This window comes from Companilactobacillus halodurans (assembly GCF_009600995.1).
Taxonomy (GTDB): Bacteria; Bacillota; Bacilli; order Lactobacillales; family Lactobacillaceae; genus Companilactobacillus; species Companilactobacillus halodurans.
In genome coordinates this window covers 16,423-42,934 of the sequence record NZ_VDFO01000026.1, presented here as the reverse complement: position 1 = coordinate 42,934, position 26,512 = coordinate 16,423, and the positions used below count along the sequence as shown (strand labels likewise).

The 26,512-nt window shown below is 36.5% G+C and carries 28 protein-coding genes and 1 tRNA gene; 8 read left to right on the top strand and 21 right to left on the bottom strand.

Going from position 1 to position 26,512, the window contains the following annotated elements; all coding sequences use genetic code 11:
* Positions 1-410: 410 nt before the first annotated feature.
* Entirely contained in the window at positions 411-1,112 is a 702-nt protein-coding gene (gene yycF / locus FHL05_RS07845; RefSeq protein ID WP_153522410.1) for a response regulator YycF, read from the bottom strand.
* A gap of 177 nt (positions 1,113-1,289) precedes the next feature.
* On the opposite strand from yycF, the gene FHL05_RS07840 reads away from it, so the two are divergent.
* A tRNA-Lys gene (locus FHL05_RS07840) sits at positions 1,290-1,362 on the top strand.
* A gap of 275 nt (positions 1,363-1,637) precedes the next feature.
* The gene (locus FHL05_RS07835; protein ID WP_153384954.1) at positions 1,638-2,681 is read left to right on the top strand and encodes a zinc-binding dehydrogenase; all 1,044 of its coding nucleotides are present in this window, start codon (positions 1,638-1,640) and stop codon (positions 2,679-2,681) included.
* A 50-nt stretch (positions 2,682-2,731) separates the two neighbouring features.
* Here FHL05_RS07835 and FHL05_RS07830 read toward each other — a convergent pair whose 3' ends face one another.
* The 7 genes from FHL05_RS07830 to FHL05_RS07800 form a co-directional block, all read right to left on the bottom strand.
* Positions 2,732-3,352 (bottom strand): NADPH-dependent F420 reductase, encoded by a 621-nt coding sequence (locus FHL05_RS07830; protein ID WP_153384953.1) that lies wholly within the window; start codon positions 3,350-3,352, stop codon positions 2,732-2,734.
* Positions 3,342-4,397: an LLM class flavin-dependent oxidoreductase gene (locus FHL05_RS07825; RefSeq protein WP_153522408.1), complete on the bottom strand. Its 1,056-nt coding sequence runs from the start codon at positions 4,395-4,397 to the stop codon at positions 3,342-3,344. Before FHL05_RS07825 ends, FHL05_RS07830 begins: the two co-directional genes overlap by 11 nt.
* Positions 4,394-4,636, bottom strand: coding sequence for a hypothetical protein (locus FHL05_RS07820; RefSeq protein WP_153384951.1), 243 nt, complete (start codon positions 4,634-4,636; stop codon positions 4,394-4,396). The genes FHL05_RS07825 and FHL05_RS07820 overlap by 4 nt, the downstream gene beginning before the upstream one ends.
* A gap of 353 nt (positions 4,637-4,989) precedes the next feature.
* On the bottom strand, positions 4,990-5,751 hold the full coding sequence (locus FHL05_RS07815; RefSeq protein ID WP_153384950.1) for an SLAP domain-containing protein: 762 nt from the start codon (positions 5,749-5,751) through the stop codon (positions 4,990-4,992).
* Between the two features lie 134 nt (positions 5,752-5,885).
* On the bottom strand, positions 5,886-6,440 hold the full coding sequence (locus FHL05_RS07810; RefSeq protein WP_153384949.1) for a 5-formyltetrahydrofolate cyclo-ligase: 555 nt from the start codon (positions 6,438-6,440) through the stop codon (positions 5,886-5,888).
* A 91-nt stretch (positions 6,441-6,531) separates the two neighbouring features.
* Complete coding sequence (locus FHL05_RS07805; RefSeq protein ID WP_153384948.1) at positions 6,532-6,972, bottom strand: MarR family winged helix-turn-helix transcriptional regulator; 441 nt, start codon at positions 6,970-6,972, stop codon at positions 6,532-6,534.
* Between the two features lie 4 nt (positions 6,973-6,976).
* Positions 6,977-7,933: a quinone oxidoreductase family protein gene (locus FHL05_RS07800; protein ID WP_153522406.1), complete on the bottom strand. Its 957-nt coding sequence runs from the start codon at positions 7,931-7,933 to the stop codon at positions 6,977-6,979.
* A 180-nt stretch (positions 7,934-8,113) separates the two neighbouring features.
* On the opposite strand from FHL05_RS07800, the gene FHL05_RS07795 reads away from it, so the two are divergent.
* Together FHL05_RS07795 and FHL05_RS07790 are read left to right on the top strand one after the other, a co-directional pair.
* Complete coding sequence (locus tag FHL05_RS07795; RefSeq protein ID WP_153384947.1) at positions 8,114-8,440, top strand: ferredoxin reductase domain-containing protein; 327 nt, start codon at positions 8,114-8,116, stop codon at positions 8,438-8,440.
* Between the two features lie 297 nt (positions 8,441-8,737).
* The gene (locus FHL05_RS07790; protein WP_153384946.1) at positions 8,738-9,889 is read left to right on the top strand and encodes an MFS transporter; all 1,152 of its coding nucleotides are present in this window, start codon (positions 8,738-8,740) and stop codon (positions 9,887-9,889) included.
* 89 nt (positions 9,890-9,978) lie between these two features.
* Here FHL05_RS07790 and FHL05_RS07785 read toward each other — a convergent pair whose 3' ends face one another.
* The 7 genes from FHL05_RS07785 to mmuM form a co-directional block, all read right to left on the bottom strand.
* Complete coding sequence (locus tag FHL05_RS07785) at positions 9,979-10,650, bottom strand: Fic family protein (RefSeq protein WP_153384945.1); 672 nt, start codon at positions 10,648-10,650, stop codon at positions 9,979-9,981.
* Positions 10,651-10,721: 71 nt separating this feature from the next.
* Positions 10,722-12,305 carry a cation:proton antiporter gene (locus FHL05_RS07780; RefSeq protein WP_153384944.1) on the bottom strand — a complete coding sequence of 528 codons (1,584 nt, stop codon included), beginning with the start codon at positions 12,303-12,305 and terminating at the stop codon, positions 10,722-10,724.
* Between the two features lie 84 nt (positions 12,306-12,389).
* Positions 12,390-13,112, bottom strand: coding sequence for an SDR family NAD(P)-dependent oxidoreductase (locus FHL05_RS07775; protein WP_153384943.1), 723 nt, complete (start codon positions 13,110-13,112; stop codon positions 12,390-12,392).
* A gap of 158 nt (positions 13,113-13,270) precedes the next feature.
* Complete coding sequence (locus tag FHL05_RS07770; protein ID WP_153384942.1) at positions 13,271-13,822, bottom strand: TIGR01440 family protein; 552 nt, start codon at positions 13,820-13,822, stop codon at positions 13,271-13,273.
* Positions 13,823-13,844: 22 nt separating this feature from the next.
* Complete coding sequence (locus tag FHL05_RS07765; protein ID WP_153384941.1) at positions 13,845-14,345, bottom strand: ECF transporter S component; 501 nt, start codon at positions 14,343-14,345, stop codon at positions 13,845-13,847.
* A complete protein-coding gene (gene thiD, locus FHL05_RS07760) occupies positions 14,335-15,141 on the bottom strand; it encodes a bifunctional hydroxymethylpyrimidine kinase/phosphomethylpyrimidine kinase (protein WP_153384940.1) in 807 nt (268 codons plus the stop codon). The genes FHL05_RS07765 and thiD overlap by 11 nt, the downstream gene beginning before the upstream one ends.
* 238 nt (positions 15,142-15,379) lie before the next feature.
* Positions 15,380-16,330: a homocysteine S-methyltransferase gene (mmuM, locus tag FHL05_RS07755; RefSeq protein ID WP_153384939.1), complete on the bottom strand. Its 951-nt coding sequence runs from the start codon at positions 16,328-16,330 to the stop codon at positions 15,380-15,382.
* Between the two features lie 170 nt (positions 16,331-16,500).
* On the opposite strand from mmuM, the gene FHL05_RS07750 reads away from it, so the two are divergent.
* On the top strand, positions 16,501-17,847 hold the full coding sequence (locus FHL05_RS07750; RefSeq protein ID WP_153384976.1) for an amino acid permease: 1,347 nt from the start codon (positions 16,501-16,503) through the stop codon (positions 17,845-17,847).
* 101 nt (positions 17,848-17,948) lie between these two features.
* On the top strand, positions 17,949-18,449 hold the full coding sequence (locus FHL05_RS07745; RefSeq protein ID WP_153384938.1) for a GtrA family protein: 501 nt from the start codon (positions 17,949-17,951) through the stop codon (positions 18,447-18,449).
* A gap of 396 nt (positions 18,450-18,845) precedes the next feature.
* On the opposite strand, the gene FHL05_RS07740 is transcribed toward FHL05_RS07745, so the two are convergent.
* Positions 18,846-19,586, bottom strand: a complete 741-nt coding sequence (locus FHL05_RS07740) for an SDR family oxidoreductase (protein ID WP_153384937.1) — start codon at positions 19,584-19,586, stop codon at positions 18,846-18,848.
* 84 nt (positions 19,587-19,670) lie between these two features.
* Here FHL05_RS07740 and FHL05_RS07735 point away from each other — a divergent pair, with 84 nt between their 5' ends.
* A complete protein-coding gene (locus FHL05_RS07735) occupies positions 19,671-20,075 on the top strand; it encodes a MerR family transcriptional regulator (RefSeq protein ID WP_153384936.1) in 405 nt (134 codons plus the stop codon).
* Positions 20,076-20,367: 292 nt separating this feature from the next.
* Here FHL05_RS07735 and FHL05_RS07730 read toward each other — a convergent pair whose 3' ends face one another.
* From FHL05_RS07730 to FHL05_RS07715, 4 genes are all read right to left on the bottom strand, one after another.
* Positions 20,368-22,293 carry a copper-translocating P-type ATPase gene (locus FHL05_RS07730; protein WP_153384935.1) on the bottom strand — a complete coding sequence of 642 codons (1,926 nt, stop codon included), beginning with the start codon at positions 22,291-22,293 and terminating at the stop codon, positions 20,368-20,370.
* Entirely contained in the window at positions 22,293-22,571 is a 279-nt protein-coding gene (locus FHL05_RS07725; protein WP_153384934.1) for a cupredoxin domain-containing protein, read from the bottom strand. The genes FHL05_RS07730 and FHL05_RS07725 overlap by 1 nt, the downstream gene beginning before the upstream one ends.
* Positions 22,572-22,612: 41 nt before the next feature.
* Entirely contained in the window at positions 22,613-22,984 is a 372-nt protein-coding gene (locus FHL05_RS07720; RefSeq protein ID WP_153384933.1) for a cupredoxin domain-containing protein, read from the bottom strand.
* A gap of 107 nt (positions 22,985-23,091) precedes the next feature.
* Complete coding sequence (locus FHL05_RS07715) at positions 23,092-23,724, bottom strand: pentapeptide repeat-containing protein (protein WP_153522404.1); 633 nt, start codon at positions 23,722-23,724, stop codon at positions 23,092-23,094.
* 302 nt (positions 23,725-24,026) lie between these two features.
* On the opposite strand from FHL05_RS07715, the gene FHL05_RS07710 reads away from it, so the two are divergent.
* Positions 24,027-25,175 carry an ArgE/DapE family deacylase gene (locus FHL05_RS07710; RefSeq protein ID WP_153384931.1) on the top strand — a complete coding sequence of 383 codons (1,149 nt, stop codon included), beginning with the start codon at positions 24,027-24,029 and terminating at the stop codon, positions 25,173-25,175.
* A 69-nt stretch (positions 25,176-25,244) separates the two neighbouring features.
* Here the strand turns inward: FHL05_RS07710 and FHL05_RS07705 are convergent, their stop codons facing one another.
* Complete coding sequence (locus FHL05_RS07705; protein ID WP_153384930.1) at positions 25,245-26,483, bottom strand: acetate/propionate family kinase; 1,239 nt, start codon at positions 26,481-26,483, stop codon at positions 25,245-25,247.
* Between the last annotated feature and the right edge of the window lie 29 nt (positions 26,484-26,512).

Below are 26,512 nucleotides of genomic sequence, written 5' to 3'. Positions count from 1 at the left end.
ATTAAGCGTATCAATCTTCAAATTTTTTGGCTCCGAGCAAGCTCGTCAGCCAAATAAAAAACAGCTAGACCAATTATGATCTAACTGCTTATGTAAACTGCCATCAACTTAATTTGACGAACAGCCTCTTTTTTATGGTTCTTGTTCACTGTTTTATAGTGGAAACGAGCTACACAAGCCAGCTACTTCCGGTTAAGCCTATTTCCCGCCTTGTCTGCTTCGCAGTCAATTCGTGAAATTGTCTTAATCCTCGGTAGCTACCGGGCTTGTTTCGCTCTCTAACTTAAACGAGCTACACAGGGGCAACCCTCTGCACCTAAGACAATTTCCCATATCACTCGCAAAGTACGCGAGCAATCTGTGAAATTGTCTTAGGCTCCGAGGGCTGACCGCCCCTGTTTCGCTCTCTTTTAATCTGCGTCCGGATCTCTCAAATAATATCCAACCCCACGTCTTGTCATCAACCATTCTGGTTGACTTGGGTTATCCTCAATCTTTTCACGCAATCTTCTGACGGTAACATCAACTGTTCTGACATCACCGAAATAGTCATATCCCCAAACTGTTTGAAGCAAGTGTTCCCGTTTCATCACTTGTCCGATGTGTTGTGCTAAATAATGCAACAACTCGAATTCACGATGCGTTAACTCTATTTCTTTACCATTCTTAGTTACCGTATAAGCATCGGGGAGAATGGTTAGGTCACCTATTTTGATTTCGCTGCTTTTGGCATCTTCACTATGAGCATGCGTTTGCGTTCTTAGACGTGCTTTGACACGTGCTACTAATTCTCTATTTGAGAATGGCTTTGTAACGTAATCATCTGCCCCAAGTTCTAGGCCAATAACCTTATCGATTTCGGTATCTTTAGCCGTTAACATAATAATTGGAGTATCTTTAGTTTTTCTGATAGTTCTTGCTACTTCAAGACCGTCGATAACTGTGAGCATCAAATCTAGCAAAATAAGATCTGGATCGTCTTCTTCTACTTTATCTAATGCTTCTTGTCCATCAAAAGCAGTTATGACTTCGTAGCCTTCATTTTCCAAATTATATTTAACAATATCGGAAATCGGTTTTTCATCATCTACTACTAGAATTTTTTTAGCCATATTATATCTCCTTGACATCAACATTATACTAGTTATTTCCCATTAAAACAAAATCGTCATAAACCCACCTTAAAAATTTTGAACTTTTTTTAAAAAAATACTTGCTATGAATTTGGAGCCTATGGTATGATATATCTCGTTGGTTGAGAGGGAAACGTTTCAACCAGTAAGACACATGGGTGGTTAGCTCAGCTGGCAGAGCAACGGACTCTTAATCCGTGGGTCCAGGGTTCGATCCCCTGACCACCCATAAATGCGATTATCGCTTAAACCGATTATGATGAAAATCATGGTCGGTTTTTTAATTATTCTAACAAAAATCATTTAAGCTATCACACCTATTCGTGATAGCTTTTTGTTTTGCAATTGAATATATTAACATCATCAGATTATTTATGACAGGTTTTTGATTTTGTACAGAAAATCTTTTCAATAATTCGTTGATATTTTTTACAATTATTACTCTATTTCTAAATGAAAAGTTATACTTAAAGTAATGTTTAAGAAAAGAGGAAAAAATTGTACATGAAAACAGCAATTTTTGAAAAAGCTGGTCAAATGACAGTTAAAGATGTCGAAAAACCAACTATCAAAGAAAATGACGATGTCATCATCAAAGTCATTCGTGCTTGCGTCTGTGGATCGGACCTTTGGGCATATCGCGGATTCGACAAAAAAGATAATAATTCAACTAATGATGGTCATGAAGCAATCGGAATCGTTGAAGAAGTTGGTTCGGATATCACCACTGTAAAGCCTGGAGACTTTGTAATTGCACCCTTCACGCACGGCTGTGGTCACTGTCCTGCTTGCTTAGCTGGTTTCGACGGCGATTGCCAAAACCACGACGATAACTTTAGCAAGAGCAATCAATCTGAATACATCAGATTCCAACATGGTCAATGGGCTTTAGTCAAAGTTCCTGGCAAACCTAGCGATTACAGCGAAGGCATGTTGAAGTCTCTGTTAACTTTAGCTGATGTTATGGCAACAGGTTTCCACGCTGCTCGAGTAGCTAATGTTAAAGCTGGCGATACTGTTGTCGTTATGGGTGATGGAGCCGTTGGTCAATGTGGTATTATTGCTGCTAAATTACTCGGTGCTAAAAAAATCATTTCAACTAGTCGCCACCCTGATAGAGAAGCTCTAGCCAAGAAATTCGGTGCAACTGACAATATTGCTGAACGTGGTGATGAAGGCGTCAAAAAGATGCTTGCTCTAACTAATAATGCTGGTGCTGACGCTGTCCTTGAATGTGTCGGAACTGAATTATCTACTAAAACAGCTATGCAAGTCGGTCGTCCTGGTTCAATCGTTGGCCGTGTCGGTTTGCCACATGAACCAAAAATGGACGTTGCTACTTCATTCCAAAGCAATATTATTTTAGCCGGTGGACCTGCTTCAGTAACGACTTATGATAAAGAACTTCTATTGAAAGCTGTTCTAGATGGCAAAATCAATCCTGGACTAGTCTTCACAAAGAGTTTTCCACTAGACAAAATCAATGATGCTTATCAAGCAATGACTGACCGTAAAGTCATCAAATCAATGATTGTTGTTAGTGACTAATATAAATGCTAATAAAAAACGCCAATTCAGATTTTTGTGAATTGGTGTTTTTATTTGCTTAATATTTTCTCAACCTCTGTTACATCAGCACTTACACCGAACAAACTGCCATGTGGCTGTAACGGATTAGTCTGGTCTAAAGTTCCTAAATAATAAGGCACGAAGCCAAAATCTTTAATGATTTCTGCCACCTTTTCCAAAGCTTCTTGATTATTTCCAGCATAAACCATCGCTTGATTCTTGCCGGTTGTTGCGGCTAAATCGTGATAGCCCATGTGATTAAAGGCTTTAATAATGATACTTTCGGCAAAATATTTTTGAACATTCTCTGATGAAGTCGTTTTTTCATCATAATACTGACTTTCATCGCCATCGATTTCCCACCAATAATTCATCGCATCAATCACTATTTTATCTTTTAATAGTTTTGAATCTAAAAGGTGATATTTACTTAGTGGCAAAGCTAAAATTATTACATCAGAATTTTCAATCACATCTTTAGTCAACATCGTATTAGCACCTTTGGCTAAGACGCTGACTGACAAATCAATCTTTTCAGGGGCTTTTGAACCGGAAATATTAATCGTATAGCCAGCATCGATCCCTAATTTAGCTAAGGTCATCCCTAACTTTCCAGCTCCAATGATACCAATCGTTAATTTACTCATCATCTTCACTCTCCAAAATTTCCTTAACTCGTGGAATTACTTTTGTTGCGTATAATTCAATCGTCTTAATTCGTGTACTTTCTGTTTGACCGCCAGTTCCATATACTAAATCAAATCTGGAAATATCTAATTCCGAAATCGTTTGAGCAATTTTTTGAGCCACTGTTTCAATTGAGCCGACATAATAAGCTCCTTGACCGACTTCAAAATCATAACGGCTCTTAGTCATTTGTGGCCAGCCACGATCTAAGCCCACTTTATCCATACTTTGCTTGATGTATTTCCAGCCAATATCATAGGCTTCTTGGTCAGTTTCAGTAATGATTCCATGTGAGTGAACGCCGATTTGACGCACTTTTGCCCCATATTCTTTAGTGGCATTTTTATAAAGTTCAATATATTGTTCAAAACGAATTGCTTCGCCACTAATGATGGCAATCATCATATTGTAATCGTACTTTGCCGTTCTTAAAACTGATTCCGGAGTTCCGCCAATACCCACAAAGACTGGCAATTGATGTTGTTCAATTCTTGGATAGACAGTTTGATTGGCCAAACTTTGAGTTTTTTGACCACTCCAAGTCACTTTATCTTTAGTTATCAATTCATTAAACAAAGCAATTTTTTCTTCAAATAATTCGTTATAATCTGCTAAATCATAACCAAATAATGGAAACGATTCAGTAAAAGAACCGCGACCCAACATAATTTGAGCTCGACCATTGGAAATTCCATCTAGTGTTGCAAAACGTTCATAAACTCTGACCGGATCATCTGAACTTAAAACAGTTACTGCGGTACTTAATTTGATATTTTTAGTCGTACTTGCTAAAGCCGACAGCATGATTTCAGGACTGGAAATCGAATATTCTTCCCGATGATGTTCACCTAAAGCAAAGACATCAATTCCTAATTTGTCTGCTAACCGCCCTTCTTTTAAAATATTTTGCAAAGACTGACGATAGGTCATTTTACTTCCATCATCGTTAAATGCGACGTCGCCAAAAGTATCTAAACCAAATTCTAATTTGTCAGTATCGATTGTCATAATCTCACCTCAAAACAATATTTCAAATCTTTATCAAAGTATATGGATAATCTGAAATAGTTGCTATTAAAAGGCTTTGACAAATCGTCTTGGTAAAAATATTTCGTCGTCCGTTCTGCTTTGTGGATGCTGGAACGTACTGGACGCAACTTTAAGCCAATTCCAAAACCGGGAATTGTCAAAAAGTCCGGTCTTCTACTAAGCGATAAATCGCTAAGTAGAATTTCAGTACTGAGCATCCACAAAGCTGCCACTACCAACTGGATAACGTCACTTATTATTTATTTCAAGTAATTTCAGATAAAAATAACCTCCAATTAGATATAGTCGATAAACTATTATCTAATTGGAGGTTTTCTGTTTTTAGTATAAAGAATAAAACCACAATCCAGTCCGGAATAGCAAAGCAAATTGGCTCAGATGTGAAATTATTCTTAGCAATTTATTGCTTAGAATAAGGCCGAGCTTTAAGACTTTGCCTGATCTTGGCAAAGGCTTAAAGTCGTGCCCACATCGTTCCAGCCAAATTTGCTTTGCTATGGAGAACGGCATATAACACTAACCAAAATCGATTATTTTGGTTTATTTATTTCTACGCTTGAACATCAACGATACATACATATTCATTATTAGCTACACGATAATATCCCACATGACCGATATCCGCAAATTCATCGCTATACCAGCTGCTATCAGGACTCAAAGTCTTGTTATTTAGAACTTGCCCATTCTTATCATAAAGCGTGATGGGACTTCCACTTCTTAAAGTTATATCTTCTTTAATCGGATATACAAGGGTTTCTTGATAAACTCGAACATCATTTCCCTTGACGTATTCATTTGCTCCTATTTGAAAGTATGTGCCACTGGGAAGATTGTTTTGGGTTCCAACTTTCCAAGCTGAACCTGCTGGTAAAATTTTTGTACTAGCTTTGCCAGCTGCATCGTAGACAGTTGCTCCAGACAAATTGGTAATTACAACGCCATCATAAGGCGTGCTACTAATTTGACCGTACTTGGAAGCTCCCTCATTCATCAAGAAATTTACATCTGAAGCTTTGAGATACTCATTTTTACCAACGCCAAAATAATTGCCGTTACTAATCGTATTTTCCAGATTGGTCTTCCAACTGGAATTTTCAGACAACTTTTGATTAATTGGTTGTCCCAAAGCATTATACAATTCAGCTGAATTATCTTTGACAGTAACTATTGAATTGCCAATGCTAGTTAATCCGTATTGTAAATCAGCTGCTTTTGCTTCATTGCCATTAATGGTCGCAGGAAGCGCCAACGCACTAATACCTAAAGCCAAAACTGTGGCTTTTAAGAGATTCTTTTTCAATAACTTCATAACTTCATCTTCTTACATCTTAAGCTAAAAAATATCTTGATGACTAAATTCAAATCTAGTTATCAAGATAATCATAGTTCATTTAATAAAAAGTTGCATAAAAATTACTGGGTATTGAGTACACATTTAGTACACTAAACTAAAATCAAACGGTCGATTTTAATATCATGGTCAAAGACTGGCCAATCGGCCTTTTCAAACTGCATCACTGAAGGAACTAAGGCAACGGTTTTGCCTTGGTAATCGGCAAGAAAACGATCATAATAGCCGCCACCAAAACCAACGCGATAATTGCCATCAGTTGCAAAAGCTAATCCTGGTACGATAACCAAGTCAGGTTCTTGATTGACTAAGCCGGCATCATAAACTGGCTCAGGAATCCCAAAATTGCTCTCAACTAAATCTTCGGCACTGGTAAAGTGGATAAAGGCTAATTGACGCTTAGGCATCGTCTTTGGTAGATAAACTTTTTTACCAACCGCTTGGGCAGCCTTAATAATTGGCGTCGTTGCAACTTCAAATGGACCACTGATTGTTGTAGCGATTGAAGTAGCCTTTTGCCACTCAGGAGTCTTTTTCAACTTTTCCAATAATTGCTGGCTTTCGATAACTACTTGGTGCTTATTCTCATTCAATTTTTGAATTTGACGTTTACGTAACTGCTTCTTATCTATGATATTCCCCTCCAAAATCTCTGATTAAATTCAACGCTAATTTCTCTTCATAACATTAACATTATATACAGATTTCTCGAATTGAGTAAAAATATCTAACCATAAATTATTTATCGTCAATTTCATCCAATGTTTTAGACAAGTGTCGCAAACTTGAAAGCAAGTTTTCCTTATCCGCTTCTTGCCAATTATCAAAAGCTGATTGCATCGTCTCTGATCTAGCCGCATTGATTTTCTTTATTATTTGCTCACCCTTTTGTGATAAATAAATTTCTCGAATCCGAGAATCTTTTTTTGAATTATGGGTCACAACTAATTCATTTCGTTCCAGCTTATCAATTTGTCGGCTGGTACTGGAATGATTCTTGCCCAAAACATTTGCCAAATCACTGACCTTCGTTGGCTGCATCCTCCCGATACTGATAAACGCTTGTAATGAGGTAGCTTCTAACTTGACGCCAGCTGCTTGAATTAATTTTTTATCCCGATCAGTGCGATTGAAGAAAGTCAGGATATTTACAAAATATTTATAGATTTCTTCTTCCATTAACTTATTTCACCTCAACAACGACACGTGGCTGGGTTGGTGCGTTCCAAGCATCCTCAATCTCTGTTAGTGGATAAGTCTTGACTGGCATGGAAATTTTTTCTGTCGCTGCAAATTCAAAGACATCCTTAATACTTATTAATAATTCTTGCATCGAGGCACTCTTAGCGCCACTGCCAAGAATTTCAATCGTTGAAGAACGTAATAATGCTGAAGGCAAACTAATTTCATTTTGACCGCTAGCAGCACCGACGCTGACGAAGCGACTTTTATTCTTATTACCCGCTTTAGCAAGAGCTGTCATGATAGCTAAAGAACTATCGCCCCACAAGTAATCTAAGACTACATCTACTCCTTCTTTGAAGTATGGATTCAATTTTTCCGCAAATTCAGTGGCACCATTTTCAGCAATCATATCAAATGAAACTGCTGCATCGGCTCCTAAATTAGCTAACTTCTTCGCATTGCGTCCAGTAACGATAACTTTTTTAGCACCTAAATGGTAAGCAATTTTAACTGCTAAACTGCCAGCACTTCCAGTAGCACCATTGATCAAAACCGTTTGTCCTTTTTCAAAATGGGCTCGGTAAACTAAAGCGACCCAAGATGACATTCCTGGATTAGCAATAGCTGCTGCACTAACATCATCCAAATCTTTAGGAATTGGCACAGTTAGGTTTTTATTAACGATAGTTTGTTGGGCTAAAGATCCAAATGGTGCAGTCGGCATTAGAAAATATACTCGTTTACCTTCACTGGTAGTTCCTACACCGTCAGCTCCAGCGATAATTGGAAAATCATTAGTCGAAGAATAGTGGTTTCCTAAAGCACGGTTTTTAGTAAAATTACTCAAAGCCGCTGCTGAAACGTTAATTTTAAGTTCATCTTTTGTTGCTTCTGGTTCCTTAAATGTTGCATAAACAGGATTGATTCCTGCCCCTTTTACGATTGCTGCTTTCATATAAATTCCTTCTTTTTATGTTTTTTAATTTACGTGCATATTGCACCTATTAAAGTAACAGCTATTTCTGATTAATGCAATTATTATTAACTTTGCATATTTCTTGACATAAAGCTAGCTTTAGGAAGTATTATTATCTAAATTGAAGATTGATTTATTTAATAATGGGAGGCATGAATTATGACACTATTTAACTCAACTATCCAAAAGGTTTCAGGAACAGTGGTCGAAAATCGTAAAATAAACAAAAATACTAATCAATTGGTTATCAAATTGGAACATTTAGAAAACGTTCCGGAAATTGGCGATTATTATCTCGTTTCTTTTAGCAAAACCATGGGGGTCAAAAATAATTATCAACGTCTAACGATTGCCCAGATTCCCGATGAAAATAATCTTTTAGCTTTTACCATCAATAAGAAGACATTCAAAATGGCTTTGATTGATTCTGGTACTAAAGTAAATGTCAAAGGACCCTTTAAGAATCCTGACCAACAAGCTAGTTAACGACACTTTCTAAAAACATATTTCTTCACTAAATTGTAAGGTCATTACCGTGATTTTCGGTTATGTCCTTTTTTGCATTATATTTTAAATTATTAGAGAGCTTTCATTTCTTATAAGTAACGCTTTCTTTTAGTGAAAGGTTCATTGCCAGATTAATTTGGAATATAATGGAAATCATGCTGTATCAAAAGACTTCTTAATTCATTTAGAATCCTCGCATTTTGATACATCAATCTATTAAGCGGGATTTGGAGAAATAATCACTATTTTTTTAAGTTCTAGAAAGTGAATCATATTATGAAAGATCGTTTATACACACCTAATGTGGTCTTAGTTCTAATTGCCAGTTTCTTTTACATGATGAGTTCGATGTTAATTACGCCGATTATCGCTCAATTCACACAAAGCGTTGGTGCTACTAGTGCCATCGCCGGTTTAGTTGCTGGAATTATGAATATTACTTCATTACTTTTAAGACCAATCGCGGGAAATTTAACTGATCGAGTTTCTAAATATCAGTTGACCATGATTGGGGCTTCTTTTTTACTGATTGCTAATTTCAGTTACAGTCTAACGACTAATATTGCTTTAATAACTTTTTTAAGAATTATTAATGGATTAGGATACACTCTTTGTTCTGTTTGTATGTCGACTTGGATTGCTGACTTACTCCCACCCACTCGTGTTGGTGCCGGAATGGGAATCTATGGTTTAGCTAATGCTCTAGGTATGGCTTGTGGTCCTGCAATCAGTATTTATCTTTACCAACATGTCAGTCATCAATCAGCTTTTTGGGTGGCAGCAACTTGCAGTTTATTATTAATAATCATGATTCAATTCGTGACCAATAAAGGCTTACCTACGAAAAGTTCTAAATCTTCTAAACCGCACCAATTAAGGATTGTGCAACCACGAGTTGTTCCAATCGCAATCATATTATTGCTATTTTCATTGCCATATTTTGCCAGTCAAACTTACATCGTAAGTTATATTGCACAGCGTCACTTCAATGTCTCCGCGGAAATTTTCTTTCCAATTTATGCAGTTATTTTACTAGTCTTGCGATTAGTAATGCGTGATCTCTTTGACCGAGTCCCCTTCCATAAATTTTTATGGATGAGTTTAATCGGTAATTTTATTGGACTGATTGGTTTAACTCATTTGACTAACTGGTTCTTTTTACTAGTCAGTACCACTGGATTAGCTGTTGGGTATGGTCTGATGTTTTCAATCTGTCAAGCTAAAGCTTTGATGGTCGTTAATCCTGATGAACACGGGATTGCCAACAGTACTTTCTTTATCGGAGTTGATTTAGGGATGTCGCTTGGTCCTATTACTGGTGGTTTAATCAGTAATTTCTTACCAATAGCATGGTTCTATCCTATAATGATGATAACTTTACCTTTAATCGTCCTAGTTTATTGGTATAATCGAAAATTATTAGCTTAAAAAGCTTATTCAAAAAGTCGAGACACTTTTACATCTATTTGAAGATGTATTAATTGTCTCGACTTTTTTTAGTAAATTTATGTGTAATATTATTTTATATCTATTCCTTGTATTGCATTAGTGTATGTCCATTTCAACAAATCATCTACTTTATTGGTTTGATAGTAGTCAGTGATTAATTTGTTCCATTGTGTCCATAAATTAAGAGGCACATTAATCAACCCTGCTCCATTATCAATCATCAACTTATTTGCGATAAGGGTTGCTGTTCGTTTATTACCATCCCAGAAAAGTTGACCCCGCATATTATGATACATAACTCTAATTGACTTTTCAGTTACTGATAAATTGGACTCCATTAATTGATTCAAATATTTTTCTTCTTTAGAGATATCTACCATATCAGGAACAAGGTCTTCATCCAAACCAATATCAACTGTATCTTGACCTGATCTAAATTCACCAGGAACCAGTGCATCATTTTTAGCAACGATTTTATTGATATTTTTTTCAAATTCTAAACTCAATGACTTGTCACTTTCAGTAATTAATTGCCAGCCTCTTTTTATCTGTACGATGGTATTGATATCATCTATATCAACGCCATCGACTCCCATTCCATCCATAATTGTTTGTGTCTGAGGAAGTGTCGTATTGATACCTTCAAATCTTGCATTCGTATGGACTAGTCTAGTAAAATTCATGCGAGCAAAACGACGATTTTGATCTTTAGTTAAATGATATTTGTCATTATATTCCATATTGATCCTGCTTTCGCCAACTAGTTGTTGTTCTTTAGAAGCCTATTATAACAATGAAACTAAGGCATTTTTCAAACATCATCACTTTCTTTTAAGGGTTCAATCACCAAAGTTTCCGCTAAAAGAACCTCATTATATAAGTCATAAACATAATCTTGATACTTAATTTCACTTTGCGAAATCATATCTAAATAAGCCCGCTCTTTGGAAAAAGCATTCATAAATGCTCGCATTTCCAATTCCTTTTCAGGTCCGGTAAATTCTGGATGTCTGACTACATCTAACCAGGCCTTCATAAAATCCTTCGTTTTTGTCCGCTGCTTTTGACTTCTCAAATCATAAATGACCGATTGCTTCACATTGTCAGGCAGATACATCTGATTAACAGCTTCGACTGCTCGATGAACCATATTTTGCCGCAATTGCGTGACCTCTTGCGAAATTTCCGTATTGGAAACGTCTTTAGGCAAAATAAATCGAAAAATAATTGTCGGCACAATCAAGCTCAAAATTATCAAAACGCTTTCCGACATTAAAACTAAATTGAAATCACCCGTCTTCACGTGGGCCTCAGCTAAAGTATAGGCTAAGGCTAACGTCACGGCTCCATGAACGCCGCCTAATGAGAATATCCAAGCTGAACGATTCTTCAATTTTAGTCGTAAACAACCATAGAAATAACGAATCACTAAACTAACCAGATATAAGATTATCCCAATAAAAATCCAATTCAAAGAATTAGTAGTAATCTTTTCATCACTAAGAATTTTAACGAACATGAATCCTAAAATCACAAAGACCATACTGTTAAAAATTTCGGTAATCATTGAAACCAAACCAAAACCTTGTTGAACTTGAGGTGCATTCGTCAATTTAGTCCGCTGAGCTTCAGCGTTGTGAACTAATCCTGCACAGACTACGGCAATAATCCCGGAAACACTAATTTTTTCAGCCAAATAGTAAATAATTAATGGCGTAATAATATAAAGAATGTTTTGCGCGTTCAATGAATTAAACGAAGTTCTCAATAAAACTTGACGAAATAAAACCATCACAAAAGCTGCTAAGAAACCAAACAAAACTCCACCAACAGCAGAAATCAAGAAGTCTAAAATCGTTTCTCCATAATCGATATAGCCGTTGACATACCATAAAACTGTCATATTTAACAAAATAATACCGGTCGCATCATTGAAAAGCGACTCCAATTTTAAAAAAGTTCCAGTTGTGTTCGGGGTTTTTAAACCATTGCTCACTGAATCCAAGGCTGTCGCATCAGTTGGGGTACTGATTGCTGCCAAAATAAAAGCTAGCGGCAAACTCAAATCACCAATGAACCAAACGCTAAATCCAGCTGCTATCATACACAAAACAACTAAAAAGAGTGCTGTTTGAACAATGTGCTTGAATTCTTTGCCAACTAAATTCAGTCTAGTAGCCTGTCCTTCAAAAAATAACAATGGTGCAACAATCAAGCCAATAAATATTTCTGAGCTAAAATTCTCAATATGATTCCCTAAAGCAGGAATTAAAGCGACAATTCCTCCAATCAGCATACTAAAATAACTAACTGATACTTTTTGAAAGGCTTGTGCCAAAAAAATACTGATGACTGCTGCCAAAGTGATAATAAAAGTTGAAATCATCATTTCCATAGCTGGTTCCCCCTTGAACTAAATCGCTTTAAATATAGCACAAGCGGGATAATTCCTGTATTAAAAGATATTGTCACCAAATTTTTAATCAGGTATTTTGATGCCTGTCATTTCAACTAATTTCTCGATAAATTCAGTTTGTATTTTTTCATCATCAATTCGTTTATCATAGGAAGCTATTCTTAAATGATGGAAATCATGACCAGTCGTCTTTTGATATTTTTCGGCAGTTGCTAACTCAATCTGAGTCGTATATCCCATTGTCAAATCGTCATTGGCAAATTTTCCACCCATTCGCGTTGGCACCCAACCGGGATCAACTGAATTGACCGCCACATCAGGCCACTTTTTGGCCACTTGTTTCATCAATAATATGACTTGTAATTTGGATGATGAATAACTAGTTTCATTTTCTAAATCATCCAGATTTAAACTCGAACCTTGATGCATACCTGATGAAGTATAAACCATTCGTTTTGGTTTATTGATTAAGGCTGTTAACAAATAAGGTGCTAAGACATTAACATCGAAAGTCATTTTCGAGTCATTATTATAGACGCCCGCATTTTGAATGATGGCATCCATCGTCCCTAATTTATTAACTTGGTCGGCAATACTCTTTACCTCAGAAATTGAACTCAAATCACCGACAACCACAGCCTTTGCTTTTGGTAATTCTTTTTCAACCTTTGTCTTTTTAGCGTCATTTCGGGCATGTAAAATTACTTCGTTACCCTTAGCTATTAAATCTTTGGCTATCAAAAATCCTAAGCCAGTCGTTGAACCTGTTACAAAAATTTTTGCCATTTTTCTACCTCCAACTATTTACTTATTAATAATCAGTATAATTAACAAACTAAGATTGGTTAAATACTTATTTACGATAATGGAATATAAAAAAAAGTTATCGATGGTATTCAAAAAGCCTTTGAAAAGAAAAATCTTCTCAAAGGCTTTTTAATTTTCTATTTAATTGGATCATAATTGGCTCTTGGACCACCAACATATTTAGGACGAGAGCGTAAAGCTGTTACATGAGCTGAACCTAATTGGTCTAAACTTGGACGAACCGGTACTTGAACGAACTTAACGTGCATCCCAATTGAAGTATCGCCAATATCTAATCCTGCTTGAGCAACGACATGTTCAACTTCAACTGGGTCATCAAATTGTTTAAAAGCAGCGATTGAGGCTGCTCCACCAGCATGCAAAGCTGGAACGACTGAAACAATTTCAAAGCCCTTTTCTTTAGCAACTTTTCTTTCAACTACTAAACTGCGGTTGATATGTTCACAACCTTGAACAGCCAAATGAATCCCTTTAGGCTTTAATTCAGAAATCAAAGTCTTGATGACTTGTTCACCGACTTTTGGACTAGATTCCTTGCCAATAGTGCCGCCGACGATTTCACTAGTAGAACATCCTAAGACAAATAGGTCATTCTCCTCTAAATTGGCTGCAGCCAAGACATCATCTACGATTGTTGTTAACTGTGTATTAATTTTTTCTAAATCCATTTTTAAAATCCCCCCAAAGTATTTAATTTATAACTCTGCTGAACCTAGCCAGACTTTTGACGATTAGAAGCGTCACGACTAGTCCGAAAACAACTTGAAAAATATTTCCAATGATTGAAGCTAAGCCGGCGGCTATTCCAAACAGTAAAATAGTAGCTAAGCAATAACCGACGACCATAATTATGCTGCCTAAGAGTAACGGCAAAATAATTTTTTTGATGGATTTATCTTCCTTCGGTACTAAATATGCTACCACAAAACCTTCCAGACCGTGGATAACTAATGAAAAAAGGCACCAAACGGGAAAACCCGAAATAATATCGATTAAAAAGCCACTGATAGCGCCGACTGAAAAGCCAACCGGATTTTTGAACAGAATGGCACTAGTAAAAATTCCGACCTCGCATAAGGTCACCATCCCTTTAGTATTAGGAATCGGAATCACGACTAACAATGACATCCCCACTGTTAATGCCGTCAAAATTGCAATCAAACTGATTGTTTTAACTGAACTATGCCCCATGATTTATCCTCTTTTGTCGATAGGCGCCTTGCCAAACGTTGCCTAATTTTTTGTTAACGATAATCCCATTTTCAATCCCAAGATGAACGAATTCTTTCGCAAATTTAATCGAAGAAATCAAAGATTCGCCTTGAGCAAGTTGTGCGGTAATTGCAGCGGAAAAAGTACAGCCAGCACCATCAATAGCACCCGTCAAAATTTTTGTATCCTCTAACCAATACTCGTCTTGACCTAACTTAGCGTAATCTAGTGCAATTTCACCTGGAAGACGACTGCCACCTTTTATAACAACATTTTTACAGCCGAAAGCTTGAATTTTTTCTGCTGCCAATTGAATATCGCTTCGACTTTTTAATTTGTGCATTCCACTCAACTTGGCAGCTTCGTCTAGGTTAGGCGTACTTAGATATGCCATTGGCAAAAAGTTTTGACGATAATAATCTAGATAGTCTTTTTCAATGGCCGCATCGCCCTCTTTAAAAACTAACACTGGATCAACGACCATCTTTTGATTTCTTTGACGTAATTTACTAGTGAGCAACTTTAAGGTAGCTAAATCCCCTAGCAAACCCGTTTTTAAATAATGAATCGGTAAATTATTTAGGACCGAATCCAATTGTTGCTCGATGACAGAAATGGGTTCTTGATAAATAGCAATCCCATTTTTTTGAATCGAAACGATACTGGTAACGACGCTTAAACCAAATGTATCTAATTCTTCAAAAGTTTTCAAATCAGCTTCTAATCCGCCACCAGCCAAACTATCTGAACCGGCAATCGTCAAAACATTTTCCAAAAAAGCACCCTCCATATTCTCGAAAAAATTTACAAGTCACCATCAAATGAAAATCAAACTGATTAATTACAAAAAACTTATCATAGCTGACTCTATAACTCCAGTATAAATGAGATATTGTCTTGTAAACCATGTGTAAATTTTTTATTTTTATTGATTATTACAAAAAAATCTCCCACCAAATGTTTCACATGGAACATCTTGTAGGAGATTTTAATTATTTTACTATATATAGTGTCTAGCAATTAACAATTTCTGAAACTTGTTGAATATCTTCCGGAGTCGTCCGACAGCAGCCACCGATTAAATCGGCACCTGCTTCAAGCCACTTAGGAACTAAATCGCTGAAAGTGTCAGCTTGAGGATTATTTTGCCAAGTTTTCGTGTTGGGGTCGTAAATATCGCCATTATTAGGATAAACGATAATATTTTTGTCAGTCACTGACCGAATATTCTTAACTGTCTCTTCAATATTTTCTAAAGTAGTGCAATTGACTCCAATGGCAGATAGTTGTTTGACCTCATCGAAATAATGAACAGCTTCAAATAATGATGTTCCATCACACAATGTTTCCGTATCTTTGATACTAAAGCTGAGCCATGCGTGTTGTTCTGGAAATTCTTTCACCAAAAGATCAACTAACGCCTTGGCCTCTTCAAAATTAGGCTGCGTTTCAAAGGCGAACAAGTCGACTCCCGCAGAATCTAACAGTTGCATTCTTTGGCGATGAAAATCTTGGTATTGAGTTTGCGTCAAATCGTAGTCGCCTCGATATTCGCTGCCATCAGCTAAGTATGCTCCATAAGGACCCACGCTACCAGCAACTAAAGGATGTGGTGCTCTTTTTTGACGTTCTGCTTTAGGTAGTGCATCAAAATAATCCGCGCGTGCCTTTTGAGCTAATTTTACTGCTTGAACAATCAGATTCTTGCTTTTTTCTTCACTTAAACCTAATTCTTCAAATTTTTTGACATTGGCTTGATAAGTATTAGTAATAGCAATATCAGCCCCGCTTTGAAAGTAACTCTTATGTACAGCAGTGATAGCTTCAGGATTCTTAATCAGCGCTGTCGCTGACCAGAGATCATTATTTGTCTCTACGCCATGCTTTTCTAGTTCGGTTGCCATTGCTCCATCGACTACCAAACCCTTTTTATTTTCTAAATCTTCTGAAATCAAATCACGCAAACTAACATCTCCCATTTCTCTTAGTATCTTGCTATACAAAATAATGTGGACTATTATAAGGATTAAACTTTTTTTAATTTTATTCTAATTTTAAGGGTAACACAAGGAGGAGAAGGTTGGAATCTACAGAAACTACCACAGAAAAAACTCATATTAAATTAAAACGCAACATGGAAGCACGACATTTGTTCATGATTTCCTTGGGCGGCGTTATTGGAACCGGGCTCTTCTTGAGTTCTGGTTATACCATCCATGAAGCCGGACCAATCGGGACGATTTTAGCTTACGGCATTGGTGCCGTTGTTGTCTATTTAGTCATGCTGTGTTTAGGAGAATTGTCGGTCGCCATGCCGGAAACAGGATCTTTTCACGTTTATGCTGACCGCTACATTGGACCAGGAACTGGTTTTACTGTCGCCATTTTATATTGGCTGACTTGGACAGTTGCTTTAGGTTCTGAATTTACTGCTGCAGGACTAATTATGCGTCAATGGTTCCCCAATTCACCTACCTGGATTTGGAGTGCCTTGTTCATGGCAGTGATTTTTATCTCAAATGCTTTATCAGTACGCTTTTTTGCCGAAACCGAATTTTGGTTTTCCAGTATCAAAGTTATCGCCATTGTCATCTTTATTATCGTTGGCTTTTTAGCAATTTTTGGTGTCATTCCTATTAAAGGAACTACTCACGCACCTTTATTTACCAATCTCTTCAAAGATGGTCTCTTTCCTAACGGCTTTAAAGCTGTCTTTACCACAATGTTGACGGTGAACTTTGCTTTTTCCGGAACCGAATTGATTGGAGTAACAGCTGGCGAAACAAAAGACCCAGGAAAGAATATTCCTCGAGCAATTCATACGACTCTTTTACGTCTAGTAATCTTTTTTATCGGCAGCATCGTTGTCATGTCAGCCTTGATTCCTTGGCAAAAGGCCGGGGTCAATCAAAGTCCTTTCGTGCTCGTTTTCAATAGCATCGGTTTGCCCTTTGCTGGCGATTTGATGAACTTCGTCGTTTTAACAGCCATTTTATCAGCTGCCAATTCCGGACTTTACGCTTCAACCAGAATGTTATGGTCACTAGCTCACGAAGGCATGATTCCTTTAAAATATGCCAAAACTAATTCACACGATGTTCCGATGTTGGCTCTTTGTTTGAGTATGATTGGTGGAATTTTTGCCTTAGTCTCAAGCGTTGTAGCAGCCTCAACCGTCTATTTAGTCCTTGTGTCCATCTCCGGACTAGCAGTAGTCATTGTTTGGATGGCCATCGCTTTATCAGAAATCAACTTCCGTAAAAATTTTCTCAAATCTGGACACGATTTATCGGAGCTGAAATTTAAGACGCCTTGGTATCCAATCGTGCCTTGGGCAGCCTTTATTATGAGTCTGTTGTCTTGTATCTTGATTGTTTTTGACCCCAATCAGCGTTCAGCCTTGTTCTATATGATTCCCTTCTTGATTATTTGCTACGGCGTTTACTATGGCAAAGAATATTTGAAAAAGCGTCGTAATTGATAAATAAGTCACAAAATTTGTCTTCCCATATATAAAAAGGTTTAATATTTAAGTAGACACAATTGAGTTACATGCAAATATATGGGGGAGCTTAATTAATAATGAATAAGAAAAATGACGTTAAAGAAACTCCATTGGATAAAGCTATCGATGATGTTTCTGAGGGAATTAATGACGCTGAACCAGTCTTTCCAGAACAAAAAGATCCAGTCGAAGAAAGCAACGGCAAACAAGCCGTTCGTTATCTACTGTGGGGAATAATTTCAGTTATCGTAAATTTTGGTACTTTTTTCATTCTCTATCACATGTTTCATTTAAATTATCAATTTGCTAACATTATAGCTTGGTTCTTAGGGGTTCAAGTCGGATTTTGGGTCGATCGAATCATCGTCTTTCGCCACAAATCCAATACCGCTTTGGCTGAAATGTTGGTCTTTTATGGAACCAGAATATTAACTTACTTAATTGAAAGTGCCACGCTTTGGGTCGGTATTTCATTACTTAGTGCTAATGGAACTGGTTCAAAAATTGTTGGTCAAATCTTAGCAATTATTGGTAACTATATTCTTTCGAAATTCTTTATTTTTAAAAATAGACATTAGCAAAATAGGCCTGATAATCAATTGAGCTGATCCTTTTATGGTTGTCAGATGAAATAATATAAATTCATCTGGCTTTCATAGAAGGATTTTTTATGCTTAGAACAAGACACTTTTGGAGGGTAAATTTAATATTCTCAAAGATTTTTTATTCTTCCAATCTATCTAAATAAGCATTTTGTAAATCATATAATATTGATAAAAAGACGTTTGAAATCACTAGTAACGCAACTACCATTGTCTATACGGACCAAAGAACGGCTTATACGTCTGGTGCACTCAATAATAAAGGTCAATTAGATACACTAAACGGCTGTAATTCAGGTAAATACTAGAATACAGCCGTTTAAAAATTATTCGAGTTTTATCTTATTTCAACTATCATCCACTATTTATTATCTATAATTCTGCAGTTGGACGAATAACTAACTCATTGATGGACATGTTTGCAGGTGTGTCAATTATGAATGATACTGTTTTAGCAATTTCCTCAGGTTTAAGAACAGTCATCGATGGTTGTTTAATATCAGACGAAATCTGCTTACGCAAAGCTTTATTATTAATCGAATTTCCAAGTTCAGTTGCAACTTGACCAGGATAAATGGTTGTGGACTTAATACCATTCTTACCTTCCTCCTGACGAAGTCCCTCCATGATAGAGCGAATAGCTGCTTTGGTTCCGGCATAAACAGCGAATTTAGCATGAGTGACTAGGCCAGCAACGGAATCTGTTGAAATAATATGGCCTGAACCTTGTTTAATCATTGTTGGTAGAACAGCATCAATCCCATTGAGAACACCGTGAATATTAATATTTATGAGATTATCCCATTCTGTCCGAGCACTATTTCTGAGCTCATTGACAGGCATTATTCCAGCATTATTCCACATAACATCAACTCGACCATAAGTTTCAACAGTTTTGTCAACTACTGCTTTAACATCATCAATATTAGTTACATCGGCTTTCATGGCCAAAATACTGGCTCCGGAATTATTAGCTTTTATTTCATCTAGACGATCTAATCTTCGTGCAGCAATTGTCAATTTAGTTCCTTCTTGGGCTAGTAGGTTAGCCGTAGCAGCGCCCATACCACTTGATGCACCCATAATAATAACTACTTTATCTTTTAAGCTCATATTTACTTCCTCCAATATTCTTGATACGATACAGTATAAACATTAAAGTGCACTTTAACGCAAGAATAAGGAAGTATATTTATTATGAAATTTTATGGAATTAATGAAGTAGCAATAAAGTTTCATCTAACTAAACCAACAATCCGGTACTATGATCAACAGAATCTTATTCCTAATCTAAACAGAAATAATAATGGCGAAAGAATTTTCAGTTCATCTAATATTCATACCATCCAATCAATTGAATGTTTAAAAAGGACTGGCATGCCGATAAAAGAAATAAAGAAATATATTCAATTGATTGAGCAAGGTGATTCCACTTTAAAAAAACGCCTTGAATTCTTCTTAGACAGAGAAAAACAAGTCAATTCTCAGATTGAAGATTTGCATAGAACCTTGGATGAAATAAGATGGAAATGTGACTACTATAAAGAAGCTATTGCTGATGGAACTGAAAAATATGTTCAAGAAAAAGCTGAATCATTATGAAATTCTTCAAGGAACTCAAAAGTCGATTTTTATTTGTCCTTGAATGAATCACTAAAATTCTTAAGTAGTTGAGAGGCTTTTAAGTCATTTGAATTTCTATATTTAAAACAAAAGAACGGGATGATAACTCCAATAATTAGAATTATCATCTCGTTCTTATTTTTAAATCAAGGCTTATGTCTCAATATATTTAATTGAAATACACAACTGTTGGTACTGATAGTATCCGTAACTATCAATTATACAAAAGGATATGGAGTTTTGAGATATCATGCTAACAATTCTTCAATTTCTAAGCGACTTTGACATTATCACCTGTTGAAATCTTAGCTCTATTCAACAAGACTGAACTTGTGACAACTGACAATGAACTGAAGGCCATTGCTAGTCCAGCTAATTCAGGACTCAAAGTCAAACCAATAGCATAGAACAAACCGGCAGCCACTGGAATTCCTAGGACGTTGTAGACAAAGGCCCAGAAAAGATTCAACTTGATACGATTGAAGGTCTTGCGACTGAGTTCCAAAGCTTTAGCAACATCGCGAAGATCATTTTTCATCAAGACGATACCACCAGATTCAATGGCAATATCAGTTCCTGAACCCATGGCAATTCCGACATCAGCCATTGTTAGAGCTGGAGCATCATTGATACCGTCGCCGACAAAGGCAACTTTACCATTCTTTTGCAAATCTTCAACGTGGTCAGCTTTGTCACCTGGCAAGACGTCAGCGATGACTTCATCAATTCCAACATCTTTGGCAATAGCTTTAGCGACACGTTGATTGTCACCAGTTAACATAACTGTTCTCAAACCACGATTCTTCAAAGTAGCGATAGCTTCTTTAGAAGTTTCTTTAGGAGCATCTTGAATAGCAATCAAACCGATAATCTTATTATCTAATCCAACAAAGACAACTGTCTTAGCTTCATCTTGTAAACGAGTCATCTTATAAGTTAAATCATCGTCAATTTTTACATCGTCGAGTAATTTATCATTTCCGACAAAGGCATTTTTGCCATCAACAACAGCTGAGACACCCTTACCTTCAATGGCCTTGAAATCACTGGCTTTTGGAGCCGCAATATCTTTAGCACGATTCAAAATAGCAGTAGCTAAAGGATGTTCTGAAGATTCTTCCAAAGCAGCAGCGATTTTTAGAACTTGGTTCTCGTTACCGATAATATCTGTTACTTCAGGCTTACCTTTGGTGATAGTACCAGTTTTATCGAAGACAACAGTCTTAACATCGTTAACTTCTTCCAAAACTTCACCATTCTTGATTAAGATACCCATTTTGGCACCACGACCAGTTCCAACCATTAAAGCAGTTGGTGTAGCAAGACCTAGAGCACATGGACATGCGATAACAACCACGGAGACCGCAAAGATCAAGGCATTAGCTAACGTAGCACCGAGGAAAACGTACCAAACTAAGAACGTCGCAATTGATAAAATCAAAACAGCGGGAACGAAAATCTCAGAAACTTTATCAGTCAAATTTTGAATTGGAGCGTGACTATTTTGAGCCTTCTTAACCAACTCGACAATTTGGGAAAGCATCGTATCGGAACCAACCTTTTGTGCTTTAAACATGAAAGTTCCGTTACTATTCATTGTTGAACCAATAACCTTGTCGCCGACTTTCTTTGCGACCGGCATACTTTCACCAGTGACCATCGATTCATCGACCGTCGAACTGCCGTCAGTGATAACACCATCAACAGCAATCTTTTGACCAGGTTTTACTTTGATTAAATCACCTGTGACAACTTCTTCTAGTGGAATCTTCACTAGTTTGCCATCACGCAATACTTCAGCCTCTTTGGCTTGTAAATCGACCAATTTTTCGATGGCATTTGAAGCATTGTTACGCATTCTCTCTTCAAAGACTTGTCCCAAAAGTACGAAAGTAACCACGAAAGCGGCACTTTCAAAGAAAACCGCTTGGTTCGTCAACATCGCATAAACACTGTAGATGTAGGCTGTAGCTGTTCCTATCGCTACTAAAGTATCCATGTTGGAATGATGCTTTTTAAATGAAGCCCAAGCACTTTGCAGGAAGGGACGGGCAGCGACCAACATAACGATTGTCGTTAAAACAAACTGTGTAATAGCGCCACCTGGCAAAGCTATGCCAAATGGCATCAAAATCATACCAATCAGCATTGGGATTGAGAAGATCAGCGCAATCCAGAAACGCTTAGTAATTGTCATTATTTAATCACTACCTTTCCGTGGAACATGTCCATTCCACAACTAAAGTCGAATTCGCCACTCTTATCAGTTGGAATATTAACTGTTTGCGAAACATTTAGTGGCAACTCTGTTTCAAAATCCAAATCCTTTGAGTGAACGACATCTAAGCAACCTTGGTCCTTAGTTCTAGTAAAAGTGAGTTCTGCGGGAACGCCCTTTTCTAAATTAACAACCTCTGGTTCATACTTACCTGCAACATTTACGTTAACCTTTTGTACATTTTGTGACTTAGCCATAATCTTTTCTCCTCATTAATCCATTTATTTATTGAAATTTATTACTTAATAATTAACTTGCCGTGGAACATATCCATTCCACAAGCCCATTGATATTCACCGGGTTTAGATGTATCAATTTGAATGCTTTGTTCTTCATTTTGTGGTAATTCCTTGTTGATACCAAAATCAGAAAAAACAACTCGATCCAAACAACTCGATGCATCTTTTCTCGTGAAGTTCAAAACTGCCGGAACATCTTTCTTCAAAGTGATAACTTCTGGTGAATAACCACCATTGACCTCAACGTCAACGCTTTGGTTATCATCAGAAACCTTGGCTGTGGCTTGTGCTACTTGGTGTTTGCCGAAGAACCACCAGAGAATAAAACCAATAATTACTAAACCGACGATTAAAACGATTATTCTTGTCATATATTTGCCTCCTCAACTGTTGTTTACAAATGTAATCTACGTCAATTATAGTAATCTTCTAGTTTACATTTGTCAACCGAAGAGATTAAAAAAAAGACCAAATCCAATTATTTGATCTTGATGTCTAGGAAATATTGGGCTAAAAAGCCCGCCTGTTCAGCATTCACTTGCAATCCTCGTAGATAATTTCTATCTAAATCTATGGTCTCGAACTGGCAATCACTCAAGTCGATGCCCTTTAGTGGCGTGTTGAGGGCTGTAAGTTTAGTAAGTTCACAATTTCTAAAATGAGTCTTAACTAGTTTGTTTTCATTGAAACTGACATCCTTCAAAGAACTGTTAACGAAGTCTGTATTTTTTAGATTCATTCGATTCAAATTTGCCATATCCATCCGGCAGTTCTCAAAAACGACATTATTGAAATATGATTGGTCAAAATTTGTCCCTATCAGTTTACAATTTTGAAATTCAACTCGATAAAAACTTACTTCATCTAATTGGCAGTTAGATAAATCACAACTTTTAAAAATGACATCGGTGAAATCTGCTCTATTGAAGTCACATGAACTAAAAGTAACGTGATTGACGACTACTTGTTCTAGTGTAGGACGTTGAATTTTCTCTTGGTCGATAAACTCACCCTTTAATAAACAATTGTTCAAGAAAAAATCTTCTTCGTTATAAATATCAAAAAATGAGGCCGGTTCTAAATAATCAGCTGCTACTTTGGGATGTTCCATAATTTACCTTCTTTCTTCTAATAGGATAATAACAGAAATCTAACGATAATAAATTAGAAGAAAAGTAGGCTCTGAAATTAGTTTTACGTATCCAATATTTTCAAAAATCATGAAATTCTCAATAGATTCCACTTCTAAGGCATCAATCATTAAATCTTCTAATCAAAAATTAATTTGAATCCCGATATAACAGCTTTTTTGAGTATTTAAAAAGGGACTTTTTTCAAGAGTTAAAATCCATACAATTTGTAAAATAATGTTAATCTTAAAAGAAGAATTGCATTGGTGAAAGGAAGTTTATTATGGCACTTTTAGATGAACAAAAGCGTTTAAATATTTTAAAAGATTTAATCGAAATAAAATCTGTCAATGACCACGAAAAAGAGGTCGCAACTTATCTACAAAAGCTGTTGGCTAAGTACGATATCAAATCAGATATTAAAGAGGTTCGCGGTGACCGCGCTAATTTAGTAGCTGAAATTGGCTCTGGCAAACCTGTTTTAGGAATTTCTGGTCATATGGATGTCGTCTCAGCCGGTAATAGCGATGATTGGAACACTGATCCTTTTAAAATGACCGAAAAGGATGGTCAATTATTTGGTCGTGGCATCACCGATATGAAATCTGGTCTCACAGCTTTAATCATCACCATGATTGAATTGCATCACCAAAATTTGCCAAAATCAGGAACGATTCGTTTAATGGCAACCATGGGTGAAGAAGTTGGTGAAGAAGGCTCGAGTTATCTCTTAAAAGATGGTTATATGAAGGATGTCGACGGTTTAGTCATTGCTGAACCTTCCGGATATAACATTGGTTATGGTGAAAAAGGATCAATGGACATTAAGTTCATCTCCAAGGGTAAAGCTAGTCACAGTTCAATGCCTGAGAATGGCTTCAACGCTATTGATGCTTTAATGGGACTATTGCTTGATGCTAACAAAATTTTCCGTGACGACAAAATTTCTCAAAAAACGATGGGACCTTTGATTTTTAATACCACTTTGATTAAGGGCGGTACTCAGGTGAACTCAATTCCCGATTATGCTGAAGCTGAAGTTAATGCTCGGACAATTCCTGAATATGATAACGATAAAATTATTTCTGAATTAAATAATTTAATGAATAAATACAATAATCAAGGTGCAAAAATAAGTACTGACATTTATATGAATGAAAGTCCTGTTTTGATGAACGCCGACAATTATTTGGTTAAGGCTATCAAAACATTGATGGAGCCATATGCAACTGATGACATTCAAATTGGACCTATCTCTCCTGTCACTGATGCTTCAAACTTAGTTCAAGGAAAACCTCAAGATTTCCCATTTATTATTGCTGGTCCCGGTAACGATACCCCACACCAAGTTAATGAAAGTCTTGATAAACAAATGTTTCTTGACTTTATCGATATCTATCAAAAACTCTTCATCGAATTTCTGGAAAAATAATTAACATAAAAAGCTTCAGTAAATTTGCCACTTTCAATGTGACTATTTACTGAAGCTTATTTTTTAAAATTAATTAGTAACTTCTTCTTTTTCAATCACTTGTTCATCATTTTCATCAGTTGTTCCTGTTAAACGAATAACATCTTTTAGAATCATCAATTCCTCATTAGTTGGAATGACTAAAACATCACAAGTTGAATCTTTCGCACTGATTTTATTGATACCCTTGCTTTCCTTGTTGGTCTTCTTATCAAGTTTAATTCCAAGATATCTAAAGCTATCAACGATCATAGAACGAATTTCAGGATTATTAGCACCAGTTCCAGCTATAAAAATTAAAGCATCAATACCATTTAATAAGGCAATATATGAACCGATATATTTAACAATGCGATTAACGTAGATTTGAATAGCTATATTAGCCCTCTCATTAGTGTCTTTAACTGCCAACAAATCGCGCAAATCTGGCGATAGACCTGAAAGTCCTAAAAGTCCTGAATCATTATTTAAAATCTTCACCATATCTTCGACTTTGTCGATTTTCAACTTTTCCATCAAAAATGCAACTAATGATGGATCAATATCACCAGCACGTGTACTCATAGTAAGTCCTGATTCAGGGGTGAAACCCATTGAAGTATCAACTGATTTGCCACCGGAAATGGCATCGATTGAAGCGCCGCTACCGAGATGACAAGAAATAATCTTCATGTCTTCAATTGGCTTATTGAGATAATCGGCCGCCATGTTGGAAACATATCGATGGCTGATACCTTGAGCACCAAACTTTCTTACGCCATATTTTTTGTAGTATTCATAAGGAACACTGTATAAATAGTTAACTGGCTTCATCGTTTGATGAAACGATGTATCAAAAGCAGCCACTTGAATTGCTTTTGGCAAGAGTTTCTCAAAAGCTTTGATTCCAGCAACTTGGCTAGGATTATGCAATGGGGCTAGTTCTGAAAGATCACTGATTTGTTGGACAACCTTTGGTGTAATTACAACTGAATCCTTAAAGATTGTTCCTCCAGCAACGACTCTATGTCCCACACGAGAAATCTCATCTAAACTTTTTATAGCATTTATCTTCAACAACATTTGTAAAGTTTCTTTTACAGCTGTTTCATGAGTTAAAATTGTTTCATTTTTACGAATCTTGTCTCCATTAAAATTAATTTCGAAAACAGAATTTACTTGGCCGAGGCGATCTACCATACCTTCAGAAATAACGTTTTCGTCTGGCAAACCATACAGCTTCCATTTAAAAGTTGAACTACCAGAGTTGACAATTAGTACCTTTGACATTTATACCACCAACCTAATAAAAGATATTA